Annotated in this window: 24 protein-coding genes, 4 tRNA genes and 1 pseudogene; 19 read left to right on the forward strand and 10 right to left on the reverse strand. The window is 45.4% G+C overall.

The features are described from left to right. Nucleotides 1-42 precede the first annotated feature (42 nt). Nucleotides 43-1383, reverse strand: a complete 1341-nt coding sequence (locus JCM15548_RS01070; protein WP_062122054.1) for a PhoH family protein — start codon at nt 1381-1383, stop codon at nt 43-45. Nucleotides 1384-1469: 86 nt separating this feature from the next. Here JCM15548_RS01070 and JCM15548_RS01075 point away from each other — a divergent pair, with 86 nt between their 5' ends. The 4 genes from JCM15548_RS01075 (at nt 1470) to JCM15548_RS01090 (ending at nt 3887) form a co-directional block, all read left to right on the forward strand. After that, nucleotides 1470-2783, forward strand: a complete 1314-nt coding sequence (locus JCM15548_RS01075) for a bifunctional folylpolyglutamate synthase/dihydrofolate synthase (protein WP_227625289.1) — start codon at nt 1470-1472, stop codon at nt 2781-2783. A gap of 69 nt (nt 2784-2852) precedes the next feature. After that, nucleotides 2853-2927 (forward strand) — tRNA-Val (locus JCM15548_RS01080). A gap of 38 nt (nt 2928-2965) precedes the next feature. Further along, nucleotides 2966-3040: transfer RNA gene (locus JCM15548_RS01085), tRNA-Val, on the forward strand. A 169-nt stretch (nt 3041-3209) separates the two neighbouring features. After that, nucleotides 3210-3887, forward strand: coding sequence for a redox-sensing transcriptional repressor Rex (locus JCM15548_RS01090; RefSeq protein WP_062122055.1), 678 nt, complete (start codon nt 3210-3212; stop codon nt 3885-3887). Here JCM15548_RS01090 and JCM15548_RS01095 read toward each other — a convergent pair. The 5 genes and pseudogenes from JCM15548_RS01095 to JCM15548_RS01100 form a co-directional block, all read right to left on the reverse strand. Next, entirely contained in the window at nt 3884-4795 is a 912-nt protein-coding gene (locus tag JCM15548_RS01095) for a sensor histidine kinase (protein ID WP_227625290.1), read from the reverse strand. The genes JCM15548_RS01090 and JCM15548_RS01095 overlap by 4 nt on opposite strands. Next, nucleotides 4792-5244, reverse strand: a complete 453-nt coding sequence (locus JCM15548_RS22510) for a hypothetical protein (protein ID WP_227625291.1) — start codon at nt 5242-5244, stop codon at nt 4792-4794. Before JCM15548_RS22510 ends, JCM15548_RS01095 begins: the two co-directional genes overlap by 4 nt. Beyond that, nucleotides 5234-5455 carry a helix-turn-helix domain-containing protein gene (locus JCM15548_RS22515; protein ID WP_227625292.1) on the reverse strand — a complete coding sequence of 74 codons (222 nt, stop codon included), beginning with the start codon at nt 5453-5455 and terminating at the stop codon, nt 5234-5236. Before JCM15548_RS22515 ends, JCM15548_RS22510 begins: the two co-directional genes overlap by 11 nt. A gap of 3 nt (nt 5456-5458) precedes the next feature. After that, nucleotides 5459-5611 (reverse strand): annotated as a pseudogene (locus JCM15548_RS26675) (AAA-type ATPase lid domain-containing protein); the annotation flags it as partial. Continuing rightward, complete coding sequence (locus JCM15548_RS01100; RefSeq protein ID WP_227625293.1) at nt 5584-6609, reverse strand: sigma-54-dependent transcriptional regulator; 1026 nt, start codon at nt 6607-6609, stop codon at nt 5584-5586. The gene JCM15548_RS01100 and the pseudogene JCM15548_RS26675, both read right to left, overlap by 28 nt. A 321-nt stretch (nt 6610-6930) precedes the next feature. Between JCM15548_RS01100 and JCM15548_RS01105 the strand changes: the two genes are divergently transcribed. The 11 genes from JCM15548_RS01105 to JCM15548_RS01145 all read left to right on the forward strand — a co-directional run bounded on the left by JCM15548_RS01105 (nt 6931) and on the right by JCM15548_RS01145 (nt 17056). Next, a complete protein-coding gene (locus JCM15548_RS01105; RefSeq protein WP_062122109.1) occupies nt 6931-7614 on the forward strand; it encodes an ABC transporter ATP-binding protein in 684 nt (227 codons plus the stop codon). A gap of 23 nt (nt 7615-7637) precedes the next feature. Further along, nucleotides 7638-10073 (forward strand): ABC transporter permease, encoded by a 2436-nt coding sequence (locus tag JCM15548_RS01110; protein ID WP_062122056.1) that lies wholly within the window; start codon nt 7638-7640, stop codon nt 10071-10073. Nucleotides 10074-10169: 96 nt separating this feature from the next. Next, nucleotides 10170-10460, forward strand: coding sequence for a hypothetical protein (locus tag JCM15548_RS22520; RefSeq protein ID WP_227625294.1), 291 nt, complete (start codon nt 10170-10172; stop codon nt 10458-10460). After that, on the forward strand, nt 10457-13204 hold the full coding sequence (secDF, locus tag JCM15548_RS01115) for a protein translocase subunit SecDF (RefSeq protein WP_227625295.1): 2748 nt from the start codon (nt 10457-10459) through the stop codon (nt 13202-13204). Before JCM15548_RS22520 ends, secDF begins: the two co-directional genes overlap by 4 nt. A 175-nt stretch (nt 13205-13379) precedes the next feature. Beyond that, the gene (locus JCM15548_RS20855; protein WP_083984903.1) at nt 13380-13841 is read left to right on the forward strand and encodes a twin-arginine translocase TatA/TatE family subunit; all 462 of its coding nucleotides are present in this window, start codon (nt 13380-13382) and stop codon (nt 13839-13841) included. Between the two features lie 22 nt (nt 13842-13863). Then, entirely contained in the window at nt 13864-14799 is a 936-nt protein-coding gene (locus JCM15548_RS01125; protein ID WP_062122057.1) for a calcium/sodium antiporter, read from the forward strand. Between the two features lie 84 nt (nt 14800-14883). Next, on the forward strand, nt 14884-15546 hold the full coding sequence (locus JCM15548_RS01130; RefSeq protein ID WP_062122058.1) for an ABC transporter ATP-binding protein: 663 nt from the start codon (nt 14884-14886) through the stop codon (nt 15544-15546). Beyond that, nucleotides 15518-16399 (forward strand): TIGR02757 family protein, encoded by an 882-nt coding sequence (locus JCM15548_RS01135; RefSeq protein WP_227625296.1) that lies wholly within the window; start codon nt 15518-15520, stop codon nt 16397-16399. Before JCM15548_RS01130 ends, JCM15548_RS01135 begins: the two co-directional genes overlap by 29 nt. Continuing rightward, nucleotides 16396-16668, forward strand: a complete 273-nt coding sequence (locus JCM15548_RS22525) for a hypothetical protein (protein WP_062122059.1) — start codon at nt 16396-16398, stop codon at nt 16666-16668. Before JCM15548_RS01135 ends, JCM15548_RS22525 begins: the two co-directional genes overlap by 4 nt. Continuing rightward, on the forward strand, nt 16578-16853 hold the full coding sequence (locus JCM15548_RS26050; protein WP_369403662.1) for a hypothetical protein: 276 nt from the start codon (nt 16578-16580) through the stop codon (nt 16851-16853). The genes JCM15548_RS22525 and JCM15548_RS26050 overlap by 91 nt, the downstream gene beginning before the upstream one ends. After that, a complete protein-coding gene (locus JCM15548_RS01145; protein ID WP_062122060.1) occupies nt 16793-17056 on the forward strand; it encodes a hypothetical protein in 264 nt (87 codons plus the stop codon). The genes JCM15548_RS26050 and JCM15548_RS01145 overlap by 61 nt, the downstream gene beginning before the upstream one ends. 148 nt (nt 17057-17204) lie before the next feature. Here the strand turns inward: JCM15548_RS01145 and JCM15548_RS22190 are convergent, their stop codons facing one another. Then, entirely contained in the window at nt 17205-17375 is a 171-nt protein-coding gene (locus JCM15548_RS22190; protein WP_173427634.1) for a hypothetical protein, read from the reverse strand. A 259-nt stretch (nt 17376-17634) separates the two neighbouring features. Here JCM15548_RS22190 and mutS point away from each other — a divergent pair, with 259 nt between their 5' ends. From mutS to JCM15548_RS01165, 4 genes are all read left to right on the forward strand, one after another. Next, a complete protein-coding gene (mutS, locus tag JCM15548_RS01150; protein WP_227625297.1) occupies nt 17635-20214 on the forward strand; it encodes a DNA mismatch repair protein MutS in 2580 nt (859 codons plus the stop codon). 203 nt (nt 20215-20417) lie between these two features. Continuing rightward, nucleotides 20418-20493: transfer RNA gene (locus JCM15548_RS01155), tRNA-Gly, on the forward strand. Between the two features lie 65 nt (nt 20494-20558). Further along, a tRNA-Leu gene (locus JCM15548_RS01160) sits at nt 20559-20646 on the forward strand. 91 nt (nt 20647-20737) lie between these two features. Then, complete coding sequence (locus JCM15548_RS01165) at nt 20738-21004, forward strand: hypothetical protein (protein ID WP_062122062.1); 267 nt, start codon at nt 20738-20740, stop codon at nt 21002-21004. Between the two features lie 29 nt (nt 21005-21033). Here JCM15548_RS01165 and JCM15548_RS01170 read toward each other — a convergent pair whose 3' ends face one another. The 3 genes from JCM15548_RS01170 to JCM15548_RS01180 form a co-directional block, all read right to left on the reverse strand. Beyond that, a complete protein-coding gene (locus tag JCM15548_RS01170) occupies nt 21034-21537 on the reverse strand; it encodes a flavodoxin (RefSeq protein WP_062122063.1) in 504 nt (167 codons plus the stop codon). 128 nt (nt 21538-21665) lie between these two features. After that, a complete protein-coding gene (locus JCM15548_RS01175) occupies nt 21666-22298 on the reverse strand; it encodes an O-methyltransferase (protein WP_227625298.1) in 633 nt (210 codons plus the stop codon). Further along, nucleotides 22298-23524: a M16 family metallopeptidase gene (locus JCM15548_RS01180; protein ID WP_062122065.1), complete on the reverse strand. Its 1227-nt coding sequence runs from the start codon at nt 23522-23524 to the stop codon at nt 22298-22300. Before JCM15548_RS01180 ends, JCM15548_RS01175 begins: the two co-directional genes overlap by 1 nt. Between the last annotated feature and the right edge of the window lie 226 nt (nt 23525-23750).

Below are 23750 nucleotides of genomic sequence, written 5' to 3' on the forward strand. Positions count from 1 at the left end.
GGTATGCCAACCGGCCCTGTTGATATTTCTGTTTTTTGTTTTTTACAGCAGATTGGAGGCCAGCTCAGCCAGATAGCTGCGTTCTCCTTTAATCAGATTCACATGGGCAAAGATGTCCTGTCCTTTCATTTTGTCCGTGAGATAGGCCAATCCATTCGATTGCATATCCAAATACGGAGAATCGATTTGGTGGACATCTCCTGTAAAAATGATCTTAGTCCCTTCTCCTGCCCGGGTAATGATGGTTTTTACCTCGTGCGGGGTGAGGTTTTGTGCTTCATCCACTATAAAGAAGGCGTCTGAAAGGCTGCGGCCCCGGATGTAGGCCAAAGGAGTAATGAGCAGTTCATCGCGTTTCTGCATATCTTCTATAACGTTGATTTCTTTGCTTTGAGCGCCAAATCGGTTTTTTATAACGGATAGATTGTCAAACAAAGGCAACATATAGGGGCCGATTTTTTCTTTGACATCGCCCGGCAAAAAGCCAATGTCGCGGTTGGATAACGGAACAATGGGGCGGGCCAACAATATCTGCTTATACATTTTGTTCTGCTGAAGGGCCGCAGCCAGCGCCAAAAGTGTTTTGCCGGTTCCGGCTTTACCTGATAAAGACACCAGTTTGATGTCGGGATTTAAGAGCGCATTGAGAGAAAAGGTTTGTTCCGCATTGCGCGGCTCAATGCCAAAGGCGGTGTGTTTTTCCACCCTTCGGATGGTATCGGTGAAGTGGTCACACCAAATCAGCACACTTTGGTTGTTGTTGCGCAGAATAAAATACTGGTTGGCCGGTGTATCCGCCGGATTCATGGGGAACTTGGCACGCGGTATGGCGCCGGTTTTATAGAGCAGGTCAATCACCTCCGGATCAAAATCATCGAAGGTCTCTACCCCTTTGTACAATATTTCAATGTTTTTGACTTTGTCGTTTTCATAGTCCTCGGTTTTCAGGCCAAGTGATTTGGCTTTCATTCTGAGGTTGATGTCTTTTGATATCAGGATGACCGTACGCTCTTTAAATTTTTCGTGAATGAAAAGCGCAATGGACAGAATGCGGTGATCCGGTGTTTTGTCAGAAAACGATTCTTCCATCACGGTTGGGAAAGGTTTGCCGGTGGCAATAAACAGCCGGCCTTTGTCTTTACCTAGGGGTACGCCTTCAGAGAAGAGTTGTTCCCCGGCCAGTTTGTCCATAATGCGGACAAATTCGCGTGCCTGAAAATTGATTTGATCGCTCCCCTTTTTAAACTTGTCCAATTCTTCGAGGACCGTAATCGGCAGGATGAGGTCGTTGTCCTCAAAGTTATCGAGGCATTTGTGGTCGTGGAGTATGACATTGGTGTCGAGAATGAAGATTTTTGCTGTGCTTTTTTTTCTGGCGGTCATAGATGTAGGTTTTAAGTGTTTATTAAGGTTAATGCCAAGCATATTTATCATTTAAATATATTAATTATCCGGCTTATTTCTCATTTTTGCACGGAAATAAGTTGCAGGAAATTATGACCTATTCAGAAGCGATCGATTTTTTATTTACCCGTTTACCCATGTATCAACGAAGCGGTTCGGCTGCTTATAAGGATAATCTGGACAATACCTGGCGGTTGGATGAGTGGTTTGGGCATCCGCACAGAGCTTTTAAAAGTATTCATGTGGCCGGAACAAATGGGAAAGGGTCCGTGTCGCACATGCTGGCTTCTGTGTTACAGTCGGCCGGATACCGGACAGGCCTCTACACTTCTCCGCATCTGGTCGATTTCAGAGAGCGCATTCGGATAGACGGTGGGATGATTCCACAAGAGAAGGTGGTTGATTTTGTGATGCAAAATCAAGCGGTGATCACAGAAATAGCACCCTCTTTTTTTGAGATGACCGTGGCTATGGCCTTTGATTATTTTTCCCGTGAAAGGGTGGAGGTGGCAGTGATTGAGACCGGCCTGGGCGGCCGATTGGATTCTACCAATATTGTGGACCCTGTTTTAAGTATCATTACCAATATTGGTCTGGATCATACGGCTTTGCTGGGCCCCACTTTGCCATTGATTGCTGCTGAAAAGGCGGGTATTATTAAAAAGGACACACCCGTAGTGATAGGCAGGCGCCAGCAGGAAACACGACCGGTTTTTGAGGAAAAAGCCCGGGCAATGAAAGCCCCTCTCTTGATGGCAGATGAAGCGCTTTCGGTCCTTTTGATGAATCAGGGTGCCCATGCTCTTTCGGTGCGGGTTTTGAAAAATGGTCATGTTTTTATGGATGATTTGGTGCTGCCTTTGCCGGGAAACTATCAACTTGAAAATCTGCGGACCGTTTTGGCATCCGTGGAAGAATTGGTAAGGCAGGGATTTGAAATCAGCGAGATGCATCTGAGATCCGGGATGGCCGGAGTTGTCGCCAATACGGGGCTCCGGGGCAGGTGGCAGATTTTGTCATCACAGCCTCTAACCATATGCGATACAGGCCATAATGAAGATGGTATGCGGATGATTGTTGAGCAGATTAAAGCCCTGGAATTTAATTGCTTGCATTTTGTTTTGGGGATGGTCAGCGACAAAGAGGTCGACCCGATTTTGGCCTTATTGCCGACGCATGCCCGGTACTATTTTACCAGGGCCAATATCCCACGTAGTCTGGACCCCGAATTATTACAAAAAAAGGCCCTTGTTCATGGTTTATCCGGCCAAATATTTGCCAATGTGCCGGAGGCCTGGCGGGCCGCACAAAAAAATGCCGGAGATAATGATTTGATATTCATAGGGGGAAGCACTTTTGTAGTGGCAGAGGTGGTTTAATTGTGAGAAAATATTTGGCTGTTGTCCAAAACTCTTCTATATTTGCATCGCTTTTGAGAAAAGCAATCAGGGCGCTTAGCTCAGTTGGTTCAGAGCATCTGGTTTACACCCAGAGGGTCAGCGGTTCGAATCCGTTAGCGCCCACCTGATAAGAGAATAGACAATAATTGCCGAAGTATTAAGGGCGCTTAGCTCAGTTGGTTCAGAGCATCTGGTTTACACCCAGAGGGTCAGCGGTTCGAATCCGTTAGCGCCCACCTTAACGAAAGACCACCGCTGGTGGTCTTTTTTTTTAGCTCTATGTCATATCAGTTTTAAACTGAGAAAAATACCTCAAGAAGTTGGACAATGTAATTAAAGAATGGTTTCTTTAATTAAAATTCTTATTATTTTTGTGTTAATTGGTTATTAAACCCAACAGAAAACATGGAGGCAGGTAACAACATTAAAAAGAAAAGTACGCTTGTTCCGGAGCCGGCCCTGCGTCGGATGCCGTGTTATTTGGCTTACCTTAAACTGGAACACCATAAAGGGAGCCAGTATGTCTCTTCTACATTGATTGCCCGTGATAATGGGGTGGATCCAACGCAGGTGACCAAGGATTTGTCCTACACCGGCATTACAGGTAAGACCCGTGTCGGCTATGAAGTGGAGCCCCTGATCAATGCTTTGGAAGATTTTCTGGGGTTCCGGGTTATGGATGAAGCCTACTTGTTTGGTGCGGGTAGTCTGGGTACGGCTTTACTACACGATCACGGATTGGTGCAATATGGCTTAAAAATTGTTTCTGCTTTTGATGTGAATCCACCGGTAATCGGACACTCCATTGGTGGCGTTTCCATAGCCCATGTGGATGAGTTTCTGAAGAAGCAGGAACATGGTACACGTATTGGTATTTTAACCGTTCCGGCTGCCAACGCTCAGGAAGTGGCGCATATGATGATTGCCAATGGTATAAAAGCCATCTGGAACTTTACCCCCGTTCGCATAGCCGTACCCGAGGGCATTGTTGTACAAAACACCTCTCTGTATGCGCATCTGGCTGTGATGTTCAATCGTTTGAATAGTTTGGAGGCCCCTGCTCCGGCCGAAGATGCAGACTAGAAAGTCAGAACAAATTTGGTTTCCTTTTCAGCTTCTGAGAAGGCATTGATGTTGCCATCATGCAGTCTGAGAATTTGTCGGGACAAGCTCAGTCCAATGCCGGATCCCTGTGGTTTTGTAGAAAAGAAAGGGATAAATATTTTATCCAATACTTCCGGCAGAATACCCGGACCATTGTCGGTCACCTGAATGGTGATCTTCCCTCTTTTATTTAAGAATGCTTTTAAGCTTATGACACCTTTGGTGCGGTTTTCAAGGGCGTGAATGGCATTTTTGATCAGGTTAATCAGCACCTGCTCGATCAACTGTTCGTCGGCCGATAATTCCAGAGAGGCCGGTTCAACAGAAACTTCACAGCGAATGTTTTTGGCATCCATTTCACTCTGGTGCAATTCGCAAACATTCTTAAGTAGGCGAATGACCGGGAAGATGGTAAAATTCGGGGTGGGGATGCGTGTAAGATTGCGATAGGTATTGACAAAATGGATGAGTCCCTCTGTCCGTTTATGGATCGTTTTTAAGGCACTGCTAATCTCCTGTAAATCTTCCATTTCATGATGGCAACCCTCTTTTTCATTCAGCGACGAAACAATGTCATCCATCAGCAGATTTACCGTGGAAGATAAAGACGAAATGGGGGTTATGGAATTCATTATTTCATGGGTCAACACGCGAATCAGTTTTTGCCACGATTCCATCTCTTTTTCATCCAATTCATGCTGAATGTTTTTTATGGAAACCAGCATGATGTTGCGGTTATGAATTTTGAATTCAGTGCCATAAATGGATAGCTGCAGCAAATCGTCTTTCTCTCTTATTTTAACCAACACATTTTCGCCATGTTTGATGGTCAGTAATTTTTGAACAAGGTCCGGACTATATTCGGTAAGCACCTGGACATTGTTCATGTTCCTGATTTGAAAAGCTTTTTGGTGGCATTGTTGATCAGTTCCACGGATCCGTCCCGCTGGTAGGCTATTAATGCAATGCCGATGTGCTGAATGACCGTCTGTAGATAATGGTAGCTTTCCTCCTTTTCCGCCCGCACCGTCTGGAAGTCCTGGATGACCTCATTGAGCGTTGTTTTTAGTTTGTTGAGAGACGAGTCGGTGCTTTCCACCTGAAAGGTGCGGGAGAAGTCCGAATAGCGAATGGATTGCACAAAACTGTTAAGCAAGCGGTTGGTTTTGTCCACATGCTTTACCAGTAATATGATTTGAACCAGGGCCAAAGCCGCCAGAAGCACCATCGTAAAGGCCAGCTGTGTGTTGACCAGCAAATAAACAAAGACAAACAGCGTGGTTGTCAAAAGAAGGATTCTGACAATAAGATTGAATCGAAAACTGTTAAAGGCCATGTTTTTCAAGTCTTCTGTAGAGAGATGTTCTGGTAAGGCCTAGTTCAGAGGCCGCCTTTGATACATTGCCCCGGTTATTTTTCAATACCTTTTCAATAATGATTCTTTCCACTTCATCCAGATTGTAAGTGTCCAGGTCAAAGCCATCGTTCATTTGTCCCTGGGCGCTCAACTGAAAATCGTGCTCTGAAAGCGTAGAGCTGTCGCTCATGATGATGGTTCTTTCAATGACATGCTGAAATTCTCTGACGTTTCCCGGCCATGGGTAGGTCGTTAGTTTTTTGATAACCGAAGGACTCAGTTTTGATACCTGGCTGTTGTATTTTTTTGCATAAATCTTCAGAAAGTGTTGGGCCAGTAAGGGTATGTCTTCACGGTCTTTCCCGCAAGAGGAATGTCAATTTCTACGGTGTTGATGCGGTACAGAAGGTCTTGTCTGAACCCGCCTTCGGCAGCCATTTGCTTAATGCCCATATTGGTGGCACTTATCAGACGTATGTCAATAGGGGTGGGTTTGTTGGCCCCTACCCGTGTGACTTCCCGTCGCTCAAGAACGGTCAACAGTTTGGCTTGTAAGGGTAGGGAGAGATTGCCAATTTCATCCAGAAACAGGGTGCCACCGGAGGCGAGCTCAAAGCGTCCCGGACGATCGGCTTTGGCATCTGTAAAAGCCCCTTTCATGTGTCCAAATAATTCGCTTTCAAACAGCGATTCACTGAGTGCACCCAAATCCACACTGATAAAGGTTTCGTCTTTGCGCAGCGAATAGCGGTGCAGAGCGCGGGCTACCAATTCTTTCCCGGTCCCGTTTTCTCCCAGAATCAGTACATTGGCATCGGTTCCGGCTACTTTTTGAATGGTTTTGAAGACCCTTTGCATGCCGGGGCTAACACCAATGAAATCGGCAAAAGGCTGATCCATTATGGTATTGATCTCCTTTTGTCTTTCGCGCAAACTGGATACTTCCTTTTGAGATTTTTTTAATTTCATGGCCGACCAAATAGTGGCCAACAACTTTTCGTTTTGCCAGGGTTTAATGATAAAATCGGTGGCACCGGCCTTGATGGCTCTGACCGATTTTTCAACATCGCCATAGGCGGTTATAAAGAGGACAATCGCCCCGGGATCAATCTCCAGAATTTTATCCAACCAGTTAAAACCTTCCTTTCCACTGATGGCATCCTTATTAAAATTCATGTCCAACAGAATGACATCAAAATCTTCTTCGGACATATGTTGAGGTATACGTTCGGGATTGGTTTCTGTCCGGATGACCTCAAAGTGTGGTTTTAATAGCATCTTTAATGCAAAAAGGATGTCCGCATTGTCATCCACTGCCAGAATTCGTCCATTTTTTTCCGCCATAATTCGGTCTCTTTTTTTCAAATTTACAAAAAAATATAGTTTTTTTGACAAAATACTGTTCGATGACGTACAGTGTTTTATAATGGGCTATAAACCAGAGCTGTGTGTTGGGTGGCATGGTTTCTGATTTCAATTTAGGCATAAATCAGGCCGTAAATGATTATTATGCCTGCCCGATGGAGTGGTATTTGTTCTTAAGGTATTGATAATCGTCCGGATATATTTATTTTTGAAAATGAATGCGAACAAGGGAAAGGCCCTAAGTTGATGAAAAATATGTCCGGAAACGGACATAAGGTGTACGATTTTGAACATTTTCATATGATTCATACCAGGAATTTAGTAAAAGGCTACAGGAGTCATGAGGTGGAAACACCGGTGCTTATCAACGTCAATATTGATATTGGCGATGGGGAATATGTGGCCATAGCAGGTCCTTCAGGAAGCGGAAAATCTACACTCTTTAATATTTTGGGCCTGCTGGAACAGCCGGACCAGGGAGAATTGTTTTTCAGAGGGAGAGAGGTAAGCGTATTAAGTGACAGATACCGGATTAAGCTTAGACGCGGACATATCGGATACGTATTCAGGCAGTTTAATTTGGTGGATGAATTAACGGTGGCCGAAAATGTTGAACTGCCCTTGCTGTATATGAGTTTATCGCGTAAACAGAGAAAGGAGATGGTTATGGAATCCTTGTTCCGCTTTAAACTGGATCATATTCGCAAAAGTTTTCCCAGGCAACTGACCGGACTCCAGCAACAGGTGACAGCCCTGGCCAGAGCCACGGTTTTTAATCCATCTTTATTGCTGGCGGACGAACCTACCGGGAATTTAAATTCCACTGGCGGGAATGAGATTCTGGAATTATTGTCTGCTGTCAATGAAACCGGGACCACGGTGGTGATTTTTACCAACTCCATGCAGGATGCCCAAAAAACACAACGGATTATTCAGTTGTTTGATGGTCATGTGGTGACGGATATGGGGCAGAAAGGAAATTGAGAAGAATGTAACGGATAAAGCTCATGCGATTTTTGAATTTCATTAAAACATTTTTCAGGACCATTCTTTTACACAGTGGTTTCTCTTTACTGACGCTTTTGGGATTGTCCATAGGGATCGCCATGAGTTTGTTGGTGTTGATATATGTTTACTATGAAGCCAATTATGATCGTCACTGGGAGAATTCAGAAAGCATATACCGGGTGTATTCTTATGGTGAAATCGGTGAAGATAAAATACGAAGTGCCGTAACACCACTCCCCTTAAGTGATGTTTTAAGGGAGCAGGAAGGGGTGGCGACTGCTACACGGCTGGTACCCGGTAATCGTAAATTGGTATCCAGCGACTATCTTAAATCCCTGGAATCTTATTTCTTTTATGCCGATACGGATTTTTTTGACATTTTTGAGATGCCCTTTCTTCTGGGAGAGCCGGAGAATGCTTTGAAGGATAGTAATTCGGTGGTCATCACTTTTTCTGCTGCCCAAAGGTTATTTGGGCAGCGCAATCCCCTTGGGGAGAAGCTGACACTGGAAAATGGTCTGGAATACATAGTTACGGCCATGGTGGAGGACGTTCCGGCCAATTCTCATATGAGATTTGATTTTATTGGAAACTGGCTTCAGGTTGAAAACCGGATGCGTAAGGATCGTACCTTGCCGCAGGCCGGTATGTTGGACAACTGGTTATACCTTAACTCCTACACCTATTTCAAATCCAGGGATACGGCGGCTCCTTCTGAGGTGCTCCATCAGTTGTCCATAGACGCCGTTCAAAAGGTAGATGCACAAATTGTAGCCTCTTTCAAGGAGGCAGACCAGTCTCCCGGACGCATCTACTTAAATTTTGGCATTCAGCCCATTCATGACATCCATCTGTATTCTCAGGTCGATAATGAGATGGGGCCGGTGGCCAATCCGGACTATATTGCCTTCTTTACAGCCATTGCTTTTTTTATTTTGCTTATAACGGCCATCAATTTTATGAATCTGACGACAGCCAAAGCCTCCCGAAGGTTTAAGGAGGTGGCGGTCAGGAAGTATTTTGGAGCCGGTCGTCGTTTTTTGGTTTATCAGTTTCTGACAGAGGCCGTGGTGTATTCTTTCGTTGCCTTGTTTGTGGCCCTGGTGTTGGTGGAATTGTTACTGCCTGGTTTTAACACTGTGTTTGGCATTGGAATGACCTCTACCGGATTTATTCAGCAGCCCGATACTATTTGGATATTGGTTATCACCATGCTGCTGGGTGTTTTATCAGGGAGTTATCCGGCACTGTTTTTTAGCGGACTAAAGCCGCATCTGGCCATTAATGGGGTGATGAAAGTGAAGAAATGGGGGGTTGTTATGCGGGGACTGCTTGTCTCCTTTCAGGTGATTCTTTCCATAAGTTTGATTGTTTTAAGTCTGGGGATGTATGGGCAATGGCGATTTTTGGAAGATGCCCCCCATGGTTTTGATGATCAGGATGCGGTGGTTTTGGAATGGGGATCCATGGATCGTGAAGGATTGCGGAATGTCAAGTCTGAGCTGAAATCCAGCGAGCATGTAAATGCCATAGGAATGGCTGAGTATGCACCCGGGGATGATCCCAGTGTTATTTCTTTCAGGTCTTCCGGTGATAGTTCACAGGTGGTTTTATTGGCCGTCAATTATGTGGATTCCGGATATTTTGATGCGATGGATGTGACGTTTGTTAAAGGCGGGGTTTGGGAGGCTGAAACCGATTCAGATAAGGCCCAGGTGGTTATCAATGCTGCGGCAGCCCGGTTTCTGGGTTACGATAAAAATGAACAACTGACACTGGAATTGGTGGGGGGGCGCAGTACCGAGGAACCGTACATGTATACTGTGGCCGGGGTTATAGAGGATCTCGCTTTTGCCGGGGTTAAGGAAGCGGTGCGCCCCATGATATTTCTCCAGGAATCTGCTTCCAACAGGGCTGAACACCTTATCGTTGGTTTTAATTCCGGAACCTTGGAAAAGGGCGTTGAAGAATTAAACAGGGTTTGGAAGAATGAGGTCCCCGATCGGGCCATTAAATTAAAATACTTGTCAGAAATAAAAGCTGATTTTTATTCTGAAGAGAGAAGGTTTGCCAACATCGCTACCATGTTTTCCCTGCTGGCCCTTGTATTAACCATATTTGGGAAAATTGGCATGGCGGCCTTTGTGGTTCAATATCATCAAAAACATATTTTTATCCGCTCCTTAATGGCGGCTCCCTTTATCCATTTGCTGGAATATGGTTTGCGCGGATATTGGGTGTACATTCTTTTTGGGATGGCGGTGGGCTTGCCTGTATCCTCTTTCTTACTCCATGTGTGGTTGTCAGGCTTTGAACTGGCCTATGTTCCTGACTGGACCACCTATCTCTTACCGATCCTTGTTTTGTGCCTCACATCTGCATTGGTGGCATATTTTGCAGGAGGGCGGGAAATTAAAAAGGAAGCTTATTCTTAGTGCCTGTCAGATAGGATTTAGAAAAAAAATCAATATATTTGCGCGATTGTGAAAACCATCGAAATAAAGATTTTGAATAGATAAAAGAATAATCAAATGCAAAACAAAGGAGCGATCAGACTATTTGCCATCCTTTTGGCACTAGTGAGTTTATACCAGTTGATTTTTACCTATTACACCCATAAGGTAGAAAATCGTGCCACTGAGTATGCGGAAATGCGTGCCGGATCAGAAGCTGCACCCGAAGAAATTCGTCAGTATGAAGTGCAGTATCTGGATTCCATGGCCCATGAGCCGGTGTATAATTTTTTTGGGTTGAGAAAGTATACTTACATGGATTGTAAGAACCGGGAGATCAATTTTGGTCTTGACCTGAAGGGGGGATGAACCTTATTCTGGAAGTGAAAGTTTCTGATATTGTAGAGGCGCTTTCCAACTACAACCAGGATGAGAATTTTCAGAGCGCACTTGCATTGGCAGAGGAGCGTGAAAAGACTTCTACCCGTGATTTTGTAAGTCTCTTTGGTGAAGCATTTGAAGAAGTGGCTCCCAATGGCAGTCTCGCTGCTGTTTTTAATACCGTAGAGTTACGCGAGAAAGTGATGTACGATTCTTCCAACGAGGAAGTATTGGATGTTTTGCGGGAAGAGTCACGATCGGCCATTGATAATGCCTTCAATATTATTCGTACACGTATCGACCGCTTTGGAGTGGTTCAGCCCAATGTTCAGCGTTTGCAGAAAGATGGTCAGGTACTGATTGAGCTTCCGGGCGTTACCGAACCGGAGCGTGTCAGAAATCTTTTGAAAGGTTCTGCCAGCCTCGAGTTCTGGGAAACCTATAACAATGAAGAGGTCTTTAATTCATTGGCCCAGGCCAACGAAATTATTACCCGCATTGAACAAGGTCAAAGGCCTGCTGAAGCAGCTTCTGAAGTTTCTGAAGCGGCCGAAGAAATTGCTGAAACAGCAGAAGCGGCTCTGGAAGAAGATGATTTGGGATTACTGGATGAAATTGAAGGAGACACGGCCGATGTAGCGGATGAGGATACACGTTCCTTATTTACCTTGTTGCAACCCTCTGGCAGGGCAGAAGGTCCCGTAGTTGGGATCGCTGCCGGAAGACATATGGCACAAATTGATGCCTGGTTGGAAAGGGATCAGGTACGCGCTGTGTTACCACGTGACTTGCGTTTAAAATGGACGGTTAAGCCCATTCCTGCTGAAAATTTACAGTATTATGGTGTCCCGGAAACACGTGAGAGTTATTACGAGTTAGTTGCCATTAGGTCGACCAGTCACGATGGCCGCCCTCCTTTGGAAGGAGACGCTATCTCCAATGCCAGTGACCGTGTCAGTCAAAATGGATCCTTCGAGATTGAAATGTCGATGAGTAGTGAGGGGGCAAAGACCTGGGCCCGACTGACCAAAGCCAATGTGGGTAAATCCATCGCCATTGTGTTGGATGGTTATGTATATAGTTTTCCCACTGTTCAGAATGAAATAAGGGGAGGACAGAGCTCCATCACCGGAGATTTTAGTCCCGAAGAGGCGAAAGATTTGGCTACCATTCTTAATTCAGGTAAGTTGCCGGCTCCTGCGCGCATTGTTGAAGATACCGTTGTAGGTCCTTCTTTGGGGCAGGAGGCTGTAGATGCCGGTTTACGTTCATTTATCTGGGCATTTGTCGTCGTCCTTCTTTATATGATCATATACTATGGCATGAAAGCCGGTATTGTGGCTGATATCGCCCTTATTTCGAATATGTTCTTTGTAATGGGTGTGCTGGCGGCCTTCAATGCCGTTTTAACCTTGCCTGGTATTGCCGGTATTGTTTTAACCATTGGTATGTCGGTGGATGCCAACGTACTTATTTATGAAAGGATAAGGGAGGAATTGCGTGCCGGAAAGGGCTTGCGATTGGCAATCTCTGACGGTTATAAAAATGCCTTCTCGGCCATTATTGATGCCAACGTTACCACCTTTTTGACCGGTTTGATTCTGTTCCTGTTCGGAACAGGACCTATTAAAGGTTTTGCCACTACCCTGATGATTGGTATTGCCACTTCCTTCTTTTCGGCCATATTTATTACCCGTCTTATTTATGAAGCATTACTGAATTCTAAAGTGGATATTACTTTCGGATCTAAATGGACCGAGAAGTTATTTACCAATTTAAGAATCGGATTCCTGGAGAAGCGCAAAACATTTTTCATTGTTTCTTTGGTCTTTATCGTGGTAGCTATTGGTTCATTGGCCACGCGTGGTCTGAAGCAAGGTATTGACTTTACCGGAGGACGTACCTATGTGGTGCGTTTTGAAGAACCGGTGAACGCCACGGATGTATTTGCTTCCATGTCAGAGGCCTTTGAAGGGGCCAACACCGAGGTGAAGACTTTTGGAACAGCCAATCAGATTCGAATTGCGACCAACTATTTGGTGGATGATACGGAAGATGCCGCTGATGCCATGGTGGAAGATGCCCTTTTCGAGGGTATTCAACCCTTCTTGCCTGAAGGTACCACCAAAGATACTTATTTGTCAGATTATCAAATGAGTTCTCAGAAGGTGGGGCCAACTGTGGCCACCGATATCCGGAACAAAGCCGGTTATGCCTTATTTTTCTCGTTATTGGTTATTTTCCTTTACATACTGATTCGTTTCCAGACATGGCAATTGGGATTAGGTGCCATTGGCGCCGTGATTCATGATGTTCTGGTGGTTTTGGGGATTTTCTCACTTCTGTATAGTATTATGCCATTCGCCATGGAAATTGACCAGGCATTTATTGCTGCCATACTTACAGTTATTGGATATTCGATCAACGATACCGTGGTGGTCTTTGACCGTATTCGTGAATACCGCGTGTTATATCCGAAACGGAAGACCATTGAAGTATTTAACCTGGCCATTAATTCAACGATTAGCCGTACCATAAATACCTCTATGACGACCTTGGTGGTGTTGCTGGTGATTTTCATCTTTGGTAGTGAAGTCATTCGTGGGTTTGTGTTTGCGTTGATCGTTGGTGTATTTGTAGGTACCTACTCATCCATCTTCATCGCCTCTCCCATTGCCTTTAACTTTATGAAGAAGAAGGAAGCATTGAGCGATGCTAAGTCCGGAAAATAGTTTTTAATAGAATATAATTAGTATTTCACAAAGGGGTTGTCTGCAAAGACAATCCCTTTGTTTTTTGAGACATCAGGGATGTTAACGGAACTTCCGATGATATTTTATCTATTTAAATGGCTCGTTTGAAAATTAATCCCGTCGGCTTTTATATCTTTGCGTAAAAGTGGATAATATGGTGCTTTTTCTTTTTGGTATTTCAATGGGCGAGATTGTGCTCTTGTTCCTGGTGGTTTTGATGCTGTTCGGATCCAAAAAAATTCCCGATTTGGCCAGAGGATTGGGTCGGGGTATGAATGAATTTCGTAGAGCCGCAGATGATATTAAACGTGAGTTTTCACAAAGTGCAGAGGAGATTCGTGAAGACTTGTCAGAAATGGAGAACAATATCCGTCAAAACAGTCATGAAATTCGGGATATGGCCAAAGATGTCTATCAGGAAGCAGATGATGTGACCTCCGAAGCTGTTGCGGATGTCTATAAATTGGATCAACCGGAAGTTTCTTTTGAGGATGAGGATTTGTCTTCGGACAAATCCCCGGACCCCACAACTACAGAGAAGGCCGATGCTGATTCAGAGGATGCCGAAAGCTCCTCGCAGAAAGATCTGAAAAAGGGTTCTGATACGCCTGATTAATTTTAAAAATAAGAAATTTTTAATGGCAATTGTTTGGTTGATAGCTGGTTTTATTCTTCTTTTTTTCAGTGGAGACTGGCTCGTTAAAGGTAGCGTAGCACTATCGCGACATTTTAAGATTAGCACACTGGTCATTGGCCTCACGGTGGTGGCCTTTGGTACTTCTGCCCCTGAGCTGTTTGTCAGCGTAAAAGCGGCGTTTAACGGGGTTCCGGATTTGGCCATAGGCAATGTGGTGGGTTCCAATATTGCGAACATCGGACTGATTTTGGGCCTGGTGGCCATGATTATGCCTATCCCAACGCGCAACCGCACCGTTTGGTTTGATTGGACCATCATGATAGTCGCCACCGTTTTATTAATGTTTTTCGCCTACAATGGCACCATTGGTTTTTTGGAGGGCATTGTGTTTCTGGTTTCTTTGGGATTATACCTTATCTGGTCTGTTTTTAAGGCCCGCAGAAAGTCGCAAAGTAGTGAGGAGGTCTTTTTATCAGCCGATATTTCCATCTGGAAAGCCCTTTTTTGGGTGCTGGTTTCTGTGGTAGGGCTTTACTATGGTGCGGAGTGGTTGGTTAGGGGGGCCACTACTTTGGCGCTGAGTTGGGGCGTTAGTGATCGTATTATAGGTATTTCTGTGGTGGCTTTTGGTACGAGTGTGCCTGAGCTGGCTACTTCCATGATGGCGCTCTACAGAAAAGAGAATGATATTTCGGTGGGCAACATCATTGGGTCCAATATTTTTAATATTTGGGCCGTGCTTGGGGTTACAGCTGTCATTAGTCCTTTACAGGTCAATGACAAGGAGATGCTGTCGCAGGATTTGTTGATAAGTATTGGGTTCGCGGTCTTGTTGCTATTGTTTATGCTGCCTTTGTCACGGGGCGTTTTATCCCGTTGGAAGGGGGCGATTCTGTTTCTGCTGTATATTCTGTATATTTATATTTTGTTTGCTTAGGGATTCTGATAAAAGGTAAACTGCAGTTTGGAAGTGGCCCACTGTAGTTTCGAAAGGATGAATGCCACTTGATATTTTGTAAAAATGGTTGAAGGTAAAGGCATACATAAATCTTTTGGAGATCTGGAAGTCCTTAAAGGGATTGATGTAACCATAGAGTCGGGCGAAATTGTTTCCATTTTAGGTGCCAGTGGTGCCGGAAAAACCACGCTCCTTCAAATTCTGGGGTCGCTGGATAAGCCTACTCAGGGTGAAGTTTATATGGATGGCAAAGCCATTCATAAACTCTCGGAAAACCAACTGGCGCGCTTCAGAAATAAACACATTGGTTTTGTTTTTCAGTTTCACCAGCTTTTGCCGGAATTTACGGCGATGGAAAATTGTTTGCTGCCTGCTTACATCGGAGGTGTTTCCAAACGGGAGGCCGATAAGAAGGCGACGGAGCTTTTGGGGTTTTTGGGCTTGTCTCACCGACTGGAACACAAGCCAGCTGAATTGAGTGGGGGAGAGAAACAGCGGGTGGCCGTAGCCAGAGCACTGATCAATGACCCTTTGGTAATTTTTGCCGATGAACCATCCGGGAATCTGGATTCCAAAAATCAGGAGGAGCTGATGGGCTTGTTTGTGTCTTTGCGCGATCAGTTTCACCAAACCTTTGTCATTGTGACCCACGATGAACATCTGGCCCTTAAGTCGGATCGAACCATACAGATGGTGGATGGGGTCATTGTTTCTAATGATTTATAGGGTGGTGGACAATCGGTTAAAGGATTTACTTGACGAAAAAGCAGCCCATTACAACCAAGCGTGGTTTATCGAAAAAGATCCGGTGTCTGTTCCGCACATGTTTTCGCGCAAGGAAGATTGTGAAATAAGCGGCTTTTTGACGGCTACCCTGGCGTGGGGACAAAGAGGCATGATTCTGAAGAAGGCGCGTTTGTTGATGGAATGGATGGATCTGCAACCCTATGCCTTTGTGACCGGTGCAGGGGATAGGGAGCTACAACAACTGTCGCAATTTGTTTACCGTACTTTTAATGGCATCGATTGTCAGTATTTTGTCAGTGCCCTTCGTGAAATTTATCTGCATCATGGCGGACTCGAAACCGTTTTTTCCAATGCTTTCCTAAAGGGGAATAGTGTATTTTCTGCCTTGTCCGCTTTCAGGGAATTGTTTTTATCCTTCCGACCGATGGACCGAACCGGAAAGCATGTGGCCAACGTAATGAAGGGTTCTTCGGGGAAGCGGCTCAATATGTTTTTGCGGTGGATGGTACGTAAGGATGGTGTGGTTGATTTGGGCTTATGGCCGCAGATGGATGCGGCGAAATTAATGATGCCACTGGATGTGCATGTGGGACGTGTGGCGCGAAATTTGGGGTTGCTCAATCGCCAACAGGATGACTGGAAGGCGGTGGAGGAATTGACCCTGCAATTGAGATCTTTCCGTCCTGAGGACCCTGTATTTTATGATTATGCCCTTTTTGGATGGGTGTTTTTGAAAAAGACCTGCCCAAATAGAGATCAAATTCATCAAGAATGGCCAACGCTTATTTTCAATTCAAACAGTTTAGCATTTTTCAGGATAGGTGTGCCATGAAGGTGGGGACCGATGGCGTGCTCCTGGGGGCCTGGACGCCGGTTGATGGGGCTCAAACGATTCTGGATGTGGGAAGTGGGACCGGTCTGCTTGCTTTAATGCTGGCACAAAGGGCGCCGGAAGCCTTATTACGGGTGTTGAGCTGGATTCGGATGCCTGCCTGCAATCCAGAGAGAATATTCAACGCTCACCCTGGCCCGGTCGGCTGGAAATGGTGGAGAGCGATTTCAGGCCGTTTTCTCAGCAGTCCCATCGACGCTTTGATTTGATCGTGAGCAATCCGCCCTATTTTATTGATTCTAAGCCTGCAGCTGTTGCGTCCCGAAGTGTGGCCCGACATACCTCTCATCTGAGCTATACGGACCTCATTGAGGCGTCCTGCGCCTGCTTGCGGTGGAGGGCCAATTTTCTGTTATTCTTCCGGCCCAAAATCACCTGCTCTTTTCACAGTTAGCCCTGGATAGGGGATTGTTTGAAGGGAGTCGTTTGCTGATTCATCCCACTCCCCATAAACCCGTTTCACGCATCCTGTCTGTTTGGGATTTAAAGGGGTACCGCGAAACCAAAGAAGAAAAGATGGTATTGGAAGTAAAGGGAAGACATCATTATTCGGCAGAATACTTGTCGCTCACACGTGACTTTTACCTAAAGGCCTGAAAAAGGCAGGAGCCGTCAAAACAGAAGGGATTAAACTTTTGTGGATTTGACGGCTACCTGCAGGGAGGATCTTGAATGTCGTTAAAAATGTTGTTCACCTATATGTGTTAAACCGGCGCTTTTGGGGTCGACAAGTATTTAGAATGTCTCAATCAAATATCCTGTTGAAAAGAATGTAAAGCGCCAGACCACCCACTAATAGCAGGGCTGCAATTATTAGAAACAGGTTACTGATCATGCTGGCGAAAGCATAAAAACCCAAAACAACAACGCCTGCGAGTATCAGGAACAGGCCCAAATATTTTAACAGTTCTTTCATAGGAATATGGTTTTGATGTTCATCATTTGTCCTAAAAGTACGAAGCAGTTATGATTTTTCAAACTTTTTATCGTTAAAAGTCCGTTCGGAGTAGATTGTTAAAGCAAAATTTTCTAATCTGTGATTTGGCTTTATCTTTGCATACCAGGGTGCTTTATCCATAAAATGGTCTTTTGGCTTTTGGAGGCAGAGGCTCCTTTCAATCCTATTATCCTTTTTAAAAATGGGTTCACAAGATACAATAGTGCAAACTCCCCTAATGAAGCAGTACTTCGGGATAAAGAATAAATATCCGGATGCCATATTGTTGTTCCGGGTGGGGGATTTTTACGAAACTTTTTCAAATGATGCCATTAAGGTGTCCGGTATTTTAGGAATTACACTCACCAAGCGGGCCAATGGTGCAGCGCAATCGGTTGAGCTGGCAGGGTTTCCTCATCACGCTTTGGATACTTATTTGCCTAAATTGGTTCGTGCCGGTGAAAGAGTGGCTGTATGCGATCAGTTGGAAGATCCCAAGGCTACCAAAAATATCGTCAAGAGAGGTGTTACCGAACTGGTAACACCAGGGGTGTCTATCAATGACAACATCCTGGAGCACCGGGAAAATAATTTTTTAGCCGCCGTGCATTTGGAAGCCAAGTACGGGGGTATTGCTTTTCTGGATCTTTCTACCGGGGAGTTTTTAACCGCGGAGGGTTCTTTTGAACATCTCGATAAATTGTTGTCCGGTTTTAAGCCCAAGGAAGTCTTGTATGAAAAGACCAAGCGCCAGCAGTTTCAGGAAATATTTGGTACGCGTCATTACAGCTACCCTCTGGAGGATTGGGTTTTTACCGAAGATTCGGCCAAAGACCGTTTGTTGAAGCATTTTGATACCAAATCCCTGAAAGGATTTGGTGTTCAAAACCTGAAGAGGGGCATTATCGCCTCAGGTGCCATTTTGCAGTACCTGGATTTGACGCAGCATCATCAGAATGCACATATCACCAGTCTGTCCCGAATAGAGGAAGAAAAATATGTGTGGCTCGATAAATTCACCATCCGAAATCTGGAGCTGTTTCAATCGGTGAATGAAGGGGGGCGATCGTTCATTGATGTGATAGACCGGTCGGTAACACCCATGGGAAGTCGCCTGCTGAAGCGCTGGATGTCGCTGCCTTTGAAAGATGTGCAGCCCATTAAGGAGCGCCAAACGGCGGTGGAATGTTTTTTCAGGGAGCCGGATTTAAAGGATGCCCTGGAAATGCATCTTCGTCCTGTAGGTGATTTAGAGCGTTTGGTATCAAAAGTGGCAGCAGGTCGCTTGTCGCCGCGCGAAATGATGCAGCTCCGAAATGCGCTGAATAATATTGGACCCATTAAGCATTACTGCGAGGAGGCCGATAATGAAGTGCTGAATCATTTGGGGGAGCAACTCAATGCCTGTCCGTCGATACACGACCGCATAGAGCGGGAAATAGAGCCGGATCCGCCGGCTCAATTGAGTAAAGGCGGGGTTATTCGCCCGGGTGTTTCCACGGAGTTGGATGAGTTACGTGAAATCGCTTTCTCCGGGAAGGATTATTTGAATAATTTGCAAAAGCGGGAGAGTGAACGGACGGGGATTTCCTCCTTAAAAATCGCCTTTAACAACGTTTTTGGCTATTACATAGAAGTACGCAATACGCACAAGGAAAAAGTGCCCGAAAACTGGATTCGCAAGCAGACCCTGGTTAGCGCAGAGCGGTACATCACCGAGGAACTGAAGGAGTATGAAACCAAAATTTTGGGCGCTGAAGAGCGTATTTTAAGCATTGAAACGGAGTTGTATCAGCAGTTGATGAGTGCGGTGGCGGCATTTATTCCAGCCATTCAGTTGAATGCGATGTTGTTGGCGCGACTGGATTGTCTGATTGGGTTCTCAGTGCTGGCCCGTGAGAATAATTATGTGCGACCGGTGGTGGACGACAGCGATGTGATCGATATCAAGTCGGGCCGCCACGTAGTGATAGAAAAGCAATTGCCTCCCGGAGAATCTTACATTCCCAATGATGTTTACCTGGATAACAGCAGTCAGCAGATCATCATCATAACAGGTCCCAACATGGCCGGTAAGAGTGCCTTGCTCAGGCAAACGGCCTTGATCGTATTATTGGCTCAGATGGGTAGTTTTGTGCCGGCAGAATCGGCCCGCATAGGCGTGGTGGATAAAATTTTCACACGGGTGGGAGCGTCGGACAATATCTCACAGGGAGAATCCACCTTTATGGTAGAGATGAATGAAGCGGCCAGCATTCTGAATAATATTTCGGACCGCAGTCTGGTCCTTTTTGATGAGCTGGGAAGGGGAACCAGTACCTATGATGGCATTTCCATTGCCTGGAGCATTGTGGAGTACATTCACGAAAATAAGAAGGGGCTGGCCAAAACCCTTTTTGCCACACATTACCATGAGTTGAATGAGATGGCCAAAAGCTACAAGCGCTGCAAAAATTATAATGTATCGGTTAAAGAGGTGGAGAATAAAGTGATTTTTCTGCGTAAACTGGTCGAAGGAGGCAGCAACCATAGTTTTGGTATTCATGTGGCGCGCATGGCCGGTATGCCAAAAAGTGTGGTTAAAAGGGCGGATGACATCCTCAAAGAACTCGAGGATACCCACCGTAAGGGGCAGCTTTCTAAGCCTGTTGGGGACCTGGCCCAACACCGGGAAGGTTTTCAGTTGAGCTTTTTTCAGTTGGACGATCCGGTTCTTAAGCAGATTCGCGATCGGATAGCCGGTTTGGACATCAATAATCTGACGCCTATGGATGCCTTGAACCAGCTGAATGAGATAAAAAAGATTGCCGGCTTGTAGTTGGGCGTTTTCTAAGAAATTGATTTTTTTGATGTTATAGGAATGTGCCCGAAGGCCGCGAAAAAAGGGTGAAAAATTTGTGATTTTTTTGGCCGTTTGTGTTTGGGGAAAAGAAAAAAGGCTTATATTTGCACCTGCAATCGGGAAGGAAACGACAGAGATGCCGAAACGAAGGTGTCAGCCGGATTGCTAACATAAATAATGCGAAAATAGCTCAGTTGGTAGAGCACGACCTTGCCAAGGTCGGGGTCGCGGGTTCGAGTCCCGTTTTTCGCTCCACCTGAAAAACGAGAGGGCCTGAATTTCCAGGAAATCTCGTTTTTCTTTCCTTAAAAGCATGGTCTGCCCGGATGGTGGAATTGGTAGACACGCAGGACTTAAAATCCTGTGGCCATTGCGGCCGTGCGGGTTCAATTCCCGCTCCGGGTACCACTTTCAACAAAGCCTCTTGATTTTCAGGAGGCTTTGTTGTTTGGGTGTGATCCCTATTTTACTTATTTTAGCGCTTAAAATGAGGGTGTTCATGGCACAAAAAACAAATAAAAAAAGGGCCGTTGTTCAGAAAGGGAGAGATGCTGCCTTAAAGAGACAGCATAAAGTGACCGTTCTTCTTAATGATAAAGAGTTGGAAGCCATCGAGGTATACTGTAAAAAGTACAAGGTAAAGAGCAAGGCCGGTTTTTTACGCGAGGCGACCCTTCGTACCGTAATGGATCAGTTTTTGGAAGATTATCCGACCCTTTTTCACAAGCAGGAGCTGGACAGTTTGGTGGTTCGCCATGTGCCATGACCAGGTTTCCTTTCATAACCAAGGCTCACTTATTGTAAAAGCGGGGCAATTAATTTTACCCAGTTTTTAAGCCGGTAGTCGGTCAGATCCGGCTCATTGTCTTCGTCCAGTGCCAATCCTACCAAATTATTCCCTTTTGTCGCCCTTGAGGTCGTGAAATCGTATTCGTCGGCCGACCACTCACCAATAAACTGAACCCCTTTATTCTGGAGTAATTCATGGATTTTTCCCATCCCGTCGCAAAACGAATCGGGATAGTTTTGCTGGTCGCCCAGACCAAACAGGGCGATCGTCTTGCCTTCCAGATTTTGTTGTTGCAACAACTCCATAAAAGTATCAAATTCATCCTGTAAAAGTCCCACACCCCAGGTGGAGGTGCCCAGAATTAAATTCGGGAATTTGGCGATGCTTTCAGGGCTTACGGCGCTGGCTTCCATTAGCTGAGAACCAGGCAAAAGCAGTTCCAGTTTTTCGGCCACAAAACGGGTATTGCCCAGCGACGAGCCAAATATGATGAGGGTTGATTTTTGCATGGTTTTTTCGTGTTGTTTTATGACTAAGGAACAAAACAGAGGTGGAAGAGTTCATCGCAGGCGGCTATGAAGCGGACTATTATCGGCCAATTGTTTCGTGGATGAAATATGGAGCAGTGTGGAACCAATTACTTTTTCCGTATTAGAAGCAGACCGTCCCGTAGAGGTAAAATGGTCTTTTCCACGCGGGGGTCGTTTTTAACGAGGTCGTTAAAATCCATGATGCCTTTGGTGTAGGCGTCATCCGGCATGTTGGCCTGTGCCACTTTTCCGCCCCATAAAATATTGTCCGCCAAGATGTGTCCACCCGCATTTAAGAGTGGGAATACGGCTTCGTAATAGTCCGGGTACTGTCGTTTATCCCCATCTATAAACACCAGGTCAAAAGTAGTGGGGAGTTGCGGTATGATTTCAAGGGCATTGCCAATGTGCAGGGTGATCTGGTGTTCAACACCGGCTTTCTTGATAAAGGACCTTATGAGTTGTTCCAGTTCATCGTTGATTTCGATGGTGTGAATGTGACCGTCCTGCTCCATCCCCCTGACCATGCTGATGGCTGAATATCCTGTAAAAGTGCCTATTTCCAAAATATCTTTGGGTTGAACCATGCGGCAGATCATCTTCAGCAGGGAGCCTTGCAGGTGTCCGGAAATCATTCTGGGACGCAGCACATGTAAGTGGGTGTATCGATCCAGTTCCCGAAGAATGGCTTCTTCATCATCGATGTGATCCAGTATGTATTTTTCCAGGTCTAAGTCCATCAGCTTTGCCGGTAAATGAGGTAAGACAATAGAGCGGGGTCAAAAACTTCGTTGGCAATGTGCATGAGGTCTTCCGAAGTGATGCTGTCAATTTTTTGGTAGGTTTCTTCCAGGGAGTCCACCTTGTTGTACATCATGTAGCTTTTACCAATGGACAGCATCAGGTTTTCCCGGTTTTCGTTGGCGATGGTGATTTGACCCTTTAGTTGTCGCACGGCATTGTGCAATTGCAGTTTGCCCAACCTGGTTTCTCTCAGTCTTTTGAGTTCCCGGTGGACAATGCGCAGACTTCTGTTGATGTTTTCTTCATCGGTGCCAAAGTAAATGCAGAAAATGCCGGTGCCATAATAGGGTGTGTAGATGGATTCAATGTTATAGGCAATGCCGTTTTTTTCCCGCAGCGCCATGTTAAGGCGACTGTTCATGCCCGGACCACCAATGATGTTGTTCAGCAGTAACAGGCCGAATCTTTTCGGATGGTCCAGATCGTAAGCCACATTTCCCAGCACGATATGACTTTGAAAGGTGTCCATCTTTTTGTCCATACTCCTGGGTTGGTAGGGCAGGGTGATTGGTCTTTTTTGGGTTCTGTGGTTGGCCGGTACATCTTTGAAGTATTTGGAGGCTATCCGCAGTACTTTGGCCGGCTCCATTTGTCCCACCGAGCAAATAACCATCTGGTCGGTATGGTAATTGTTGCGGATAAACTTTTTGATGTCTTTTTGTTCAAAGGTGGTCAGCATTTCCGGTGTTCCGAGAATGTTTCGCCCCATCGGGTCCTTGTTGAAAATGAGCTCTTCAAAATCGTCGATGATGAGCTCCGAAGGGTTGTCCTTGTAGGAATTGATTTCATCAATGATGACCTCCTTCTCCTTTTCCAGTTCTTTAGCCGGAAAAGTGGAGTTGAAAGTAATGTCGTGCAACAATTCCAGCGCCCGGTCATAGTCCTGCATCAAAAACGAGGCATAAATACAGGTTTCTTCTTTGGTGGTATAAGCATTAAGCTCTCCGCCCACATCATCAATGCGACTTAGAATGTGGTAGGTTTTCCTTTTTTGGGTGCCTTTAAAAATGACGTGCTCAATAAAGTGGGCCATCCCGTGTTCGCTCTCCTTTTCGTCGCGCGATCCGGTATTAATCATGAGGCCACAATGCCCCACCGGTGACAGTGTCTTGTGATGAATCAGCCTGATTCCGTTGGGAAAAGTATGTGTAAATAGCTCCATTTAATCGATTTCAAAATCAACTACAAAAGTATAAAACCTAGCGGAATAAACGCGCTTAAACCGGAACGATCTCCAGGGCCGGGGTTTCCACCCAAAAAAAATAGGAAGCCCTGCGTTTTTGAGGGCGGTCCACTCGCCCTCGGCTCCCTGCTTTTGTGGGGATGCCTGTTTTTGAAAAGAAAGTTGCGGTTATAACTCTTTGAGAATTTGATGAGTAAACCCATAC

Origin of the sequence: Geofilum rubicundum JCM 15548, assembly GCF_000974365.1 — a bacterium.
In the GTDB taxonomy this organism is placed as follows: domain Bacteria; phylum Bacteroidota; class Bacteroidia; order Bacteroidales; family Marinilabiliaceae; genus Geofilum; species Geofilum rubicundum.

Excerpts from the sequence above, each read along its gene's own strand:
- JCM15548_RS01070 (WP_062122054.1), bottom strand. The coding sequence starts at position 1,383 with ATGACCGCCAGAAAAAAAAGCACAGCAAAAATCTTCATTCTCGACACC.
- JCM15548_RS01090 (WP_062122055.1), top strand. The coding sequence starts at position 3,210 with ATGGAGGCAGGTAACAACATTAAAAAGAAAAGTACGCTTGTTCCGGAG.
- JCM15548_RS01095 (WP_227625290.1), bottom strand. The coding sequence starts at position 4,795 with ATGAACAATGTCCAGGTGCTTACCGAATATAGTCCGGACCTTGTTCAA.
- JCM15548_RS22510 (WP_227625291.1), bottom strand. The coding sequence starts at position 5,244 with ATGGCCTTTAACAGTTTTCGATTCAATCTTATTGTCAGAATCCTTCTT.
- JCM15548_RS22515 (WP_227625292.1), bottom strand. The coding sequence starts at position 5,455 with ATGAGCGACAGCTCTACGCTTTCAGAGCACGATTTTCAGTTGAGCGCC.
- JCM15548_RS01100 (WP_227625293.1), bottom strand. The coding sequence starts at position 6,609 with ATGGCGGAAAAAAATGGACGAATTCTGGCAGTGGATGACAATGCGGAC.
- JCM15548_RS01105 (WP_062122109.1), top strand. The coding sequence starts at position 6,931 with ATGATTCATACCAGGAATTTAGTAAAAGGCTACAGGAGTCATGAGGTG.
- JCM15548_RS01110 (WP_062122056.1), top strand. The coding sequence starts at position 7,638 with ATGCGATTTTTGAATTTCATTAAAACATTTTTCAGGACCATTCTTTTA.
- JCM15548_RS22520 (WP_227625294.1), top strand. The coding sequence starts at position 10,170 with ATGCAAAACAAAGGAGCGATCAGACTATTTGCCATCCTTTTGGCACTA.
- secDF (WP_227625295.1), top strand. The coding sequence starts at position 10,457 with ATGAACCTTATTCTGGAAGTGAAAGTTTCTGATATTGTAGAGGCGCTT.
- JCM15548_RS20855 (WP_083984903.1), top strand. The coding sequence starts at position 13,380 with ATGGTGCTTTTTCTTTTTGGTATTTCAATGGGCGAGATTGTGCTCTTG.
- JCM15548_RS01125 (WP_062122057.1), top strand. The coding sequence starts at position 13,864 with ATGGCAATTGTTTGGTTGATAGCTGGTTTTATTCTTCTTTTTTTCAGT.
- JCM15548_RS01130 (WP_062122058.1), top strand. The coding sequence starts at position 14,884 with ATGGTTGAAGGTAAAGGCATACATAAATCTTTTGGAGATCTGGAAGTC.
- JCM15548_RS01135 (WP_227625296.1), top strand. The coding sequence starts at position 15,518 with ATGGGGTCATTGTTTCTAATGATTTATAGGGTGGTGGACAATCGGTTA.
- JCM15548_RS22525 (WP_062122059.1), top strand. The coding sequence starts at position 16,396 with ATGAAGGTGGGGACCGATGGCGTGCTCCTGGGGGCCTGGACGCCGGTT.
- JCM15548_RS22190 (WP_173427634.1), bottom strand. The coding sequence starts at position 17,375 with ATGAAAGAACTGTTAAAATATTTGGGCCTGTTCCTGATACTCGCAGGC.
- mutS (WP_227625297.1), top strand. The coding sequence starts at position 17,635 with ATGAAGCAGTACTTCGGGATAAAGAATAAATATCCGGATGCCATATTG.
- JCM15548_RS01165 (WP_062122062.1), top strand. The coding sequence starts at position 20,738 with ATGGCACAAAAAACAAATAAAAAAAGGGCCGTTGTTCAGAAAGGGAGA.
- JCM15548_RS01170 (WP_062122063.1), bottom strand. The coding sequence starts at position 21,537 with ATGCAAAAATCAACCCTCATCATATTTGGCTCGTCGCTGGGCAATACC.
- JCM15548_RS01175 (WP_227625298.1), bottom strand. The coding sequence starts at position 22,298 with ATGGACTTAGACCTGGAAAAATACATACTGGATCACATCGATGATGAA.
- JCM15548_RS01180 (WP_062122065.1), bottom strand. The coding sequence starts at position 23,524 with ATGGAGCTATTTACACATACTTTTCCCAACGGAATCAGGCTGATTCAT.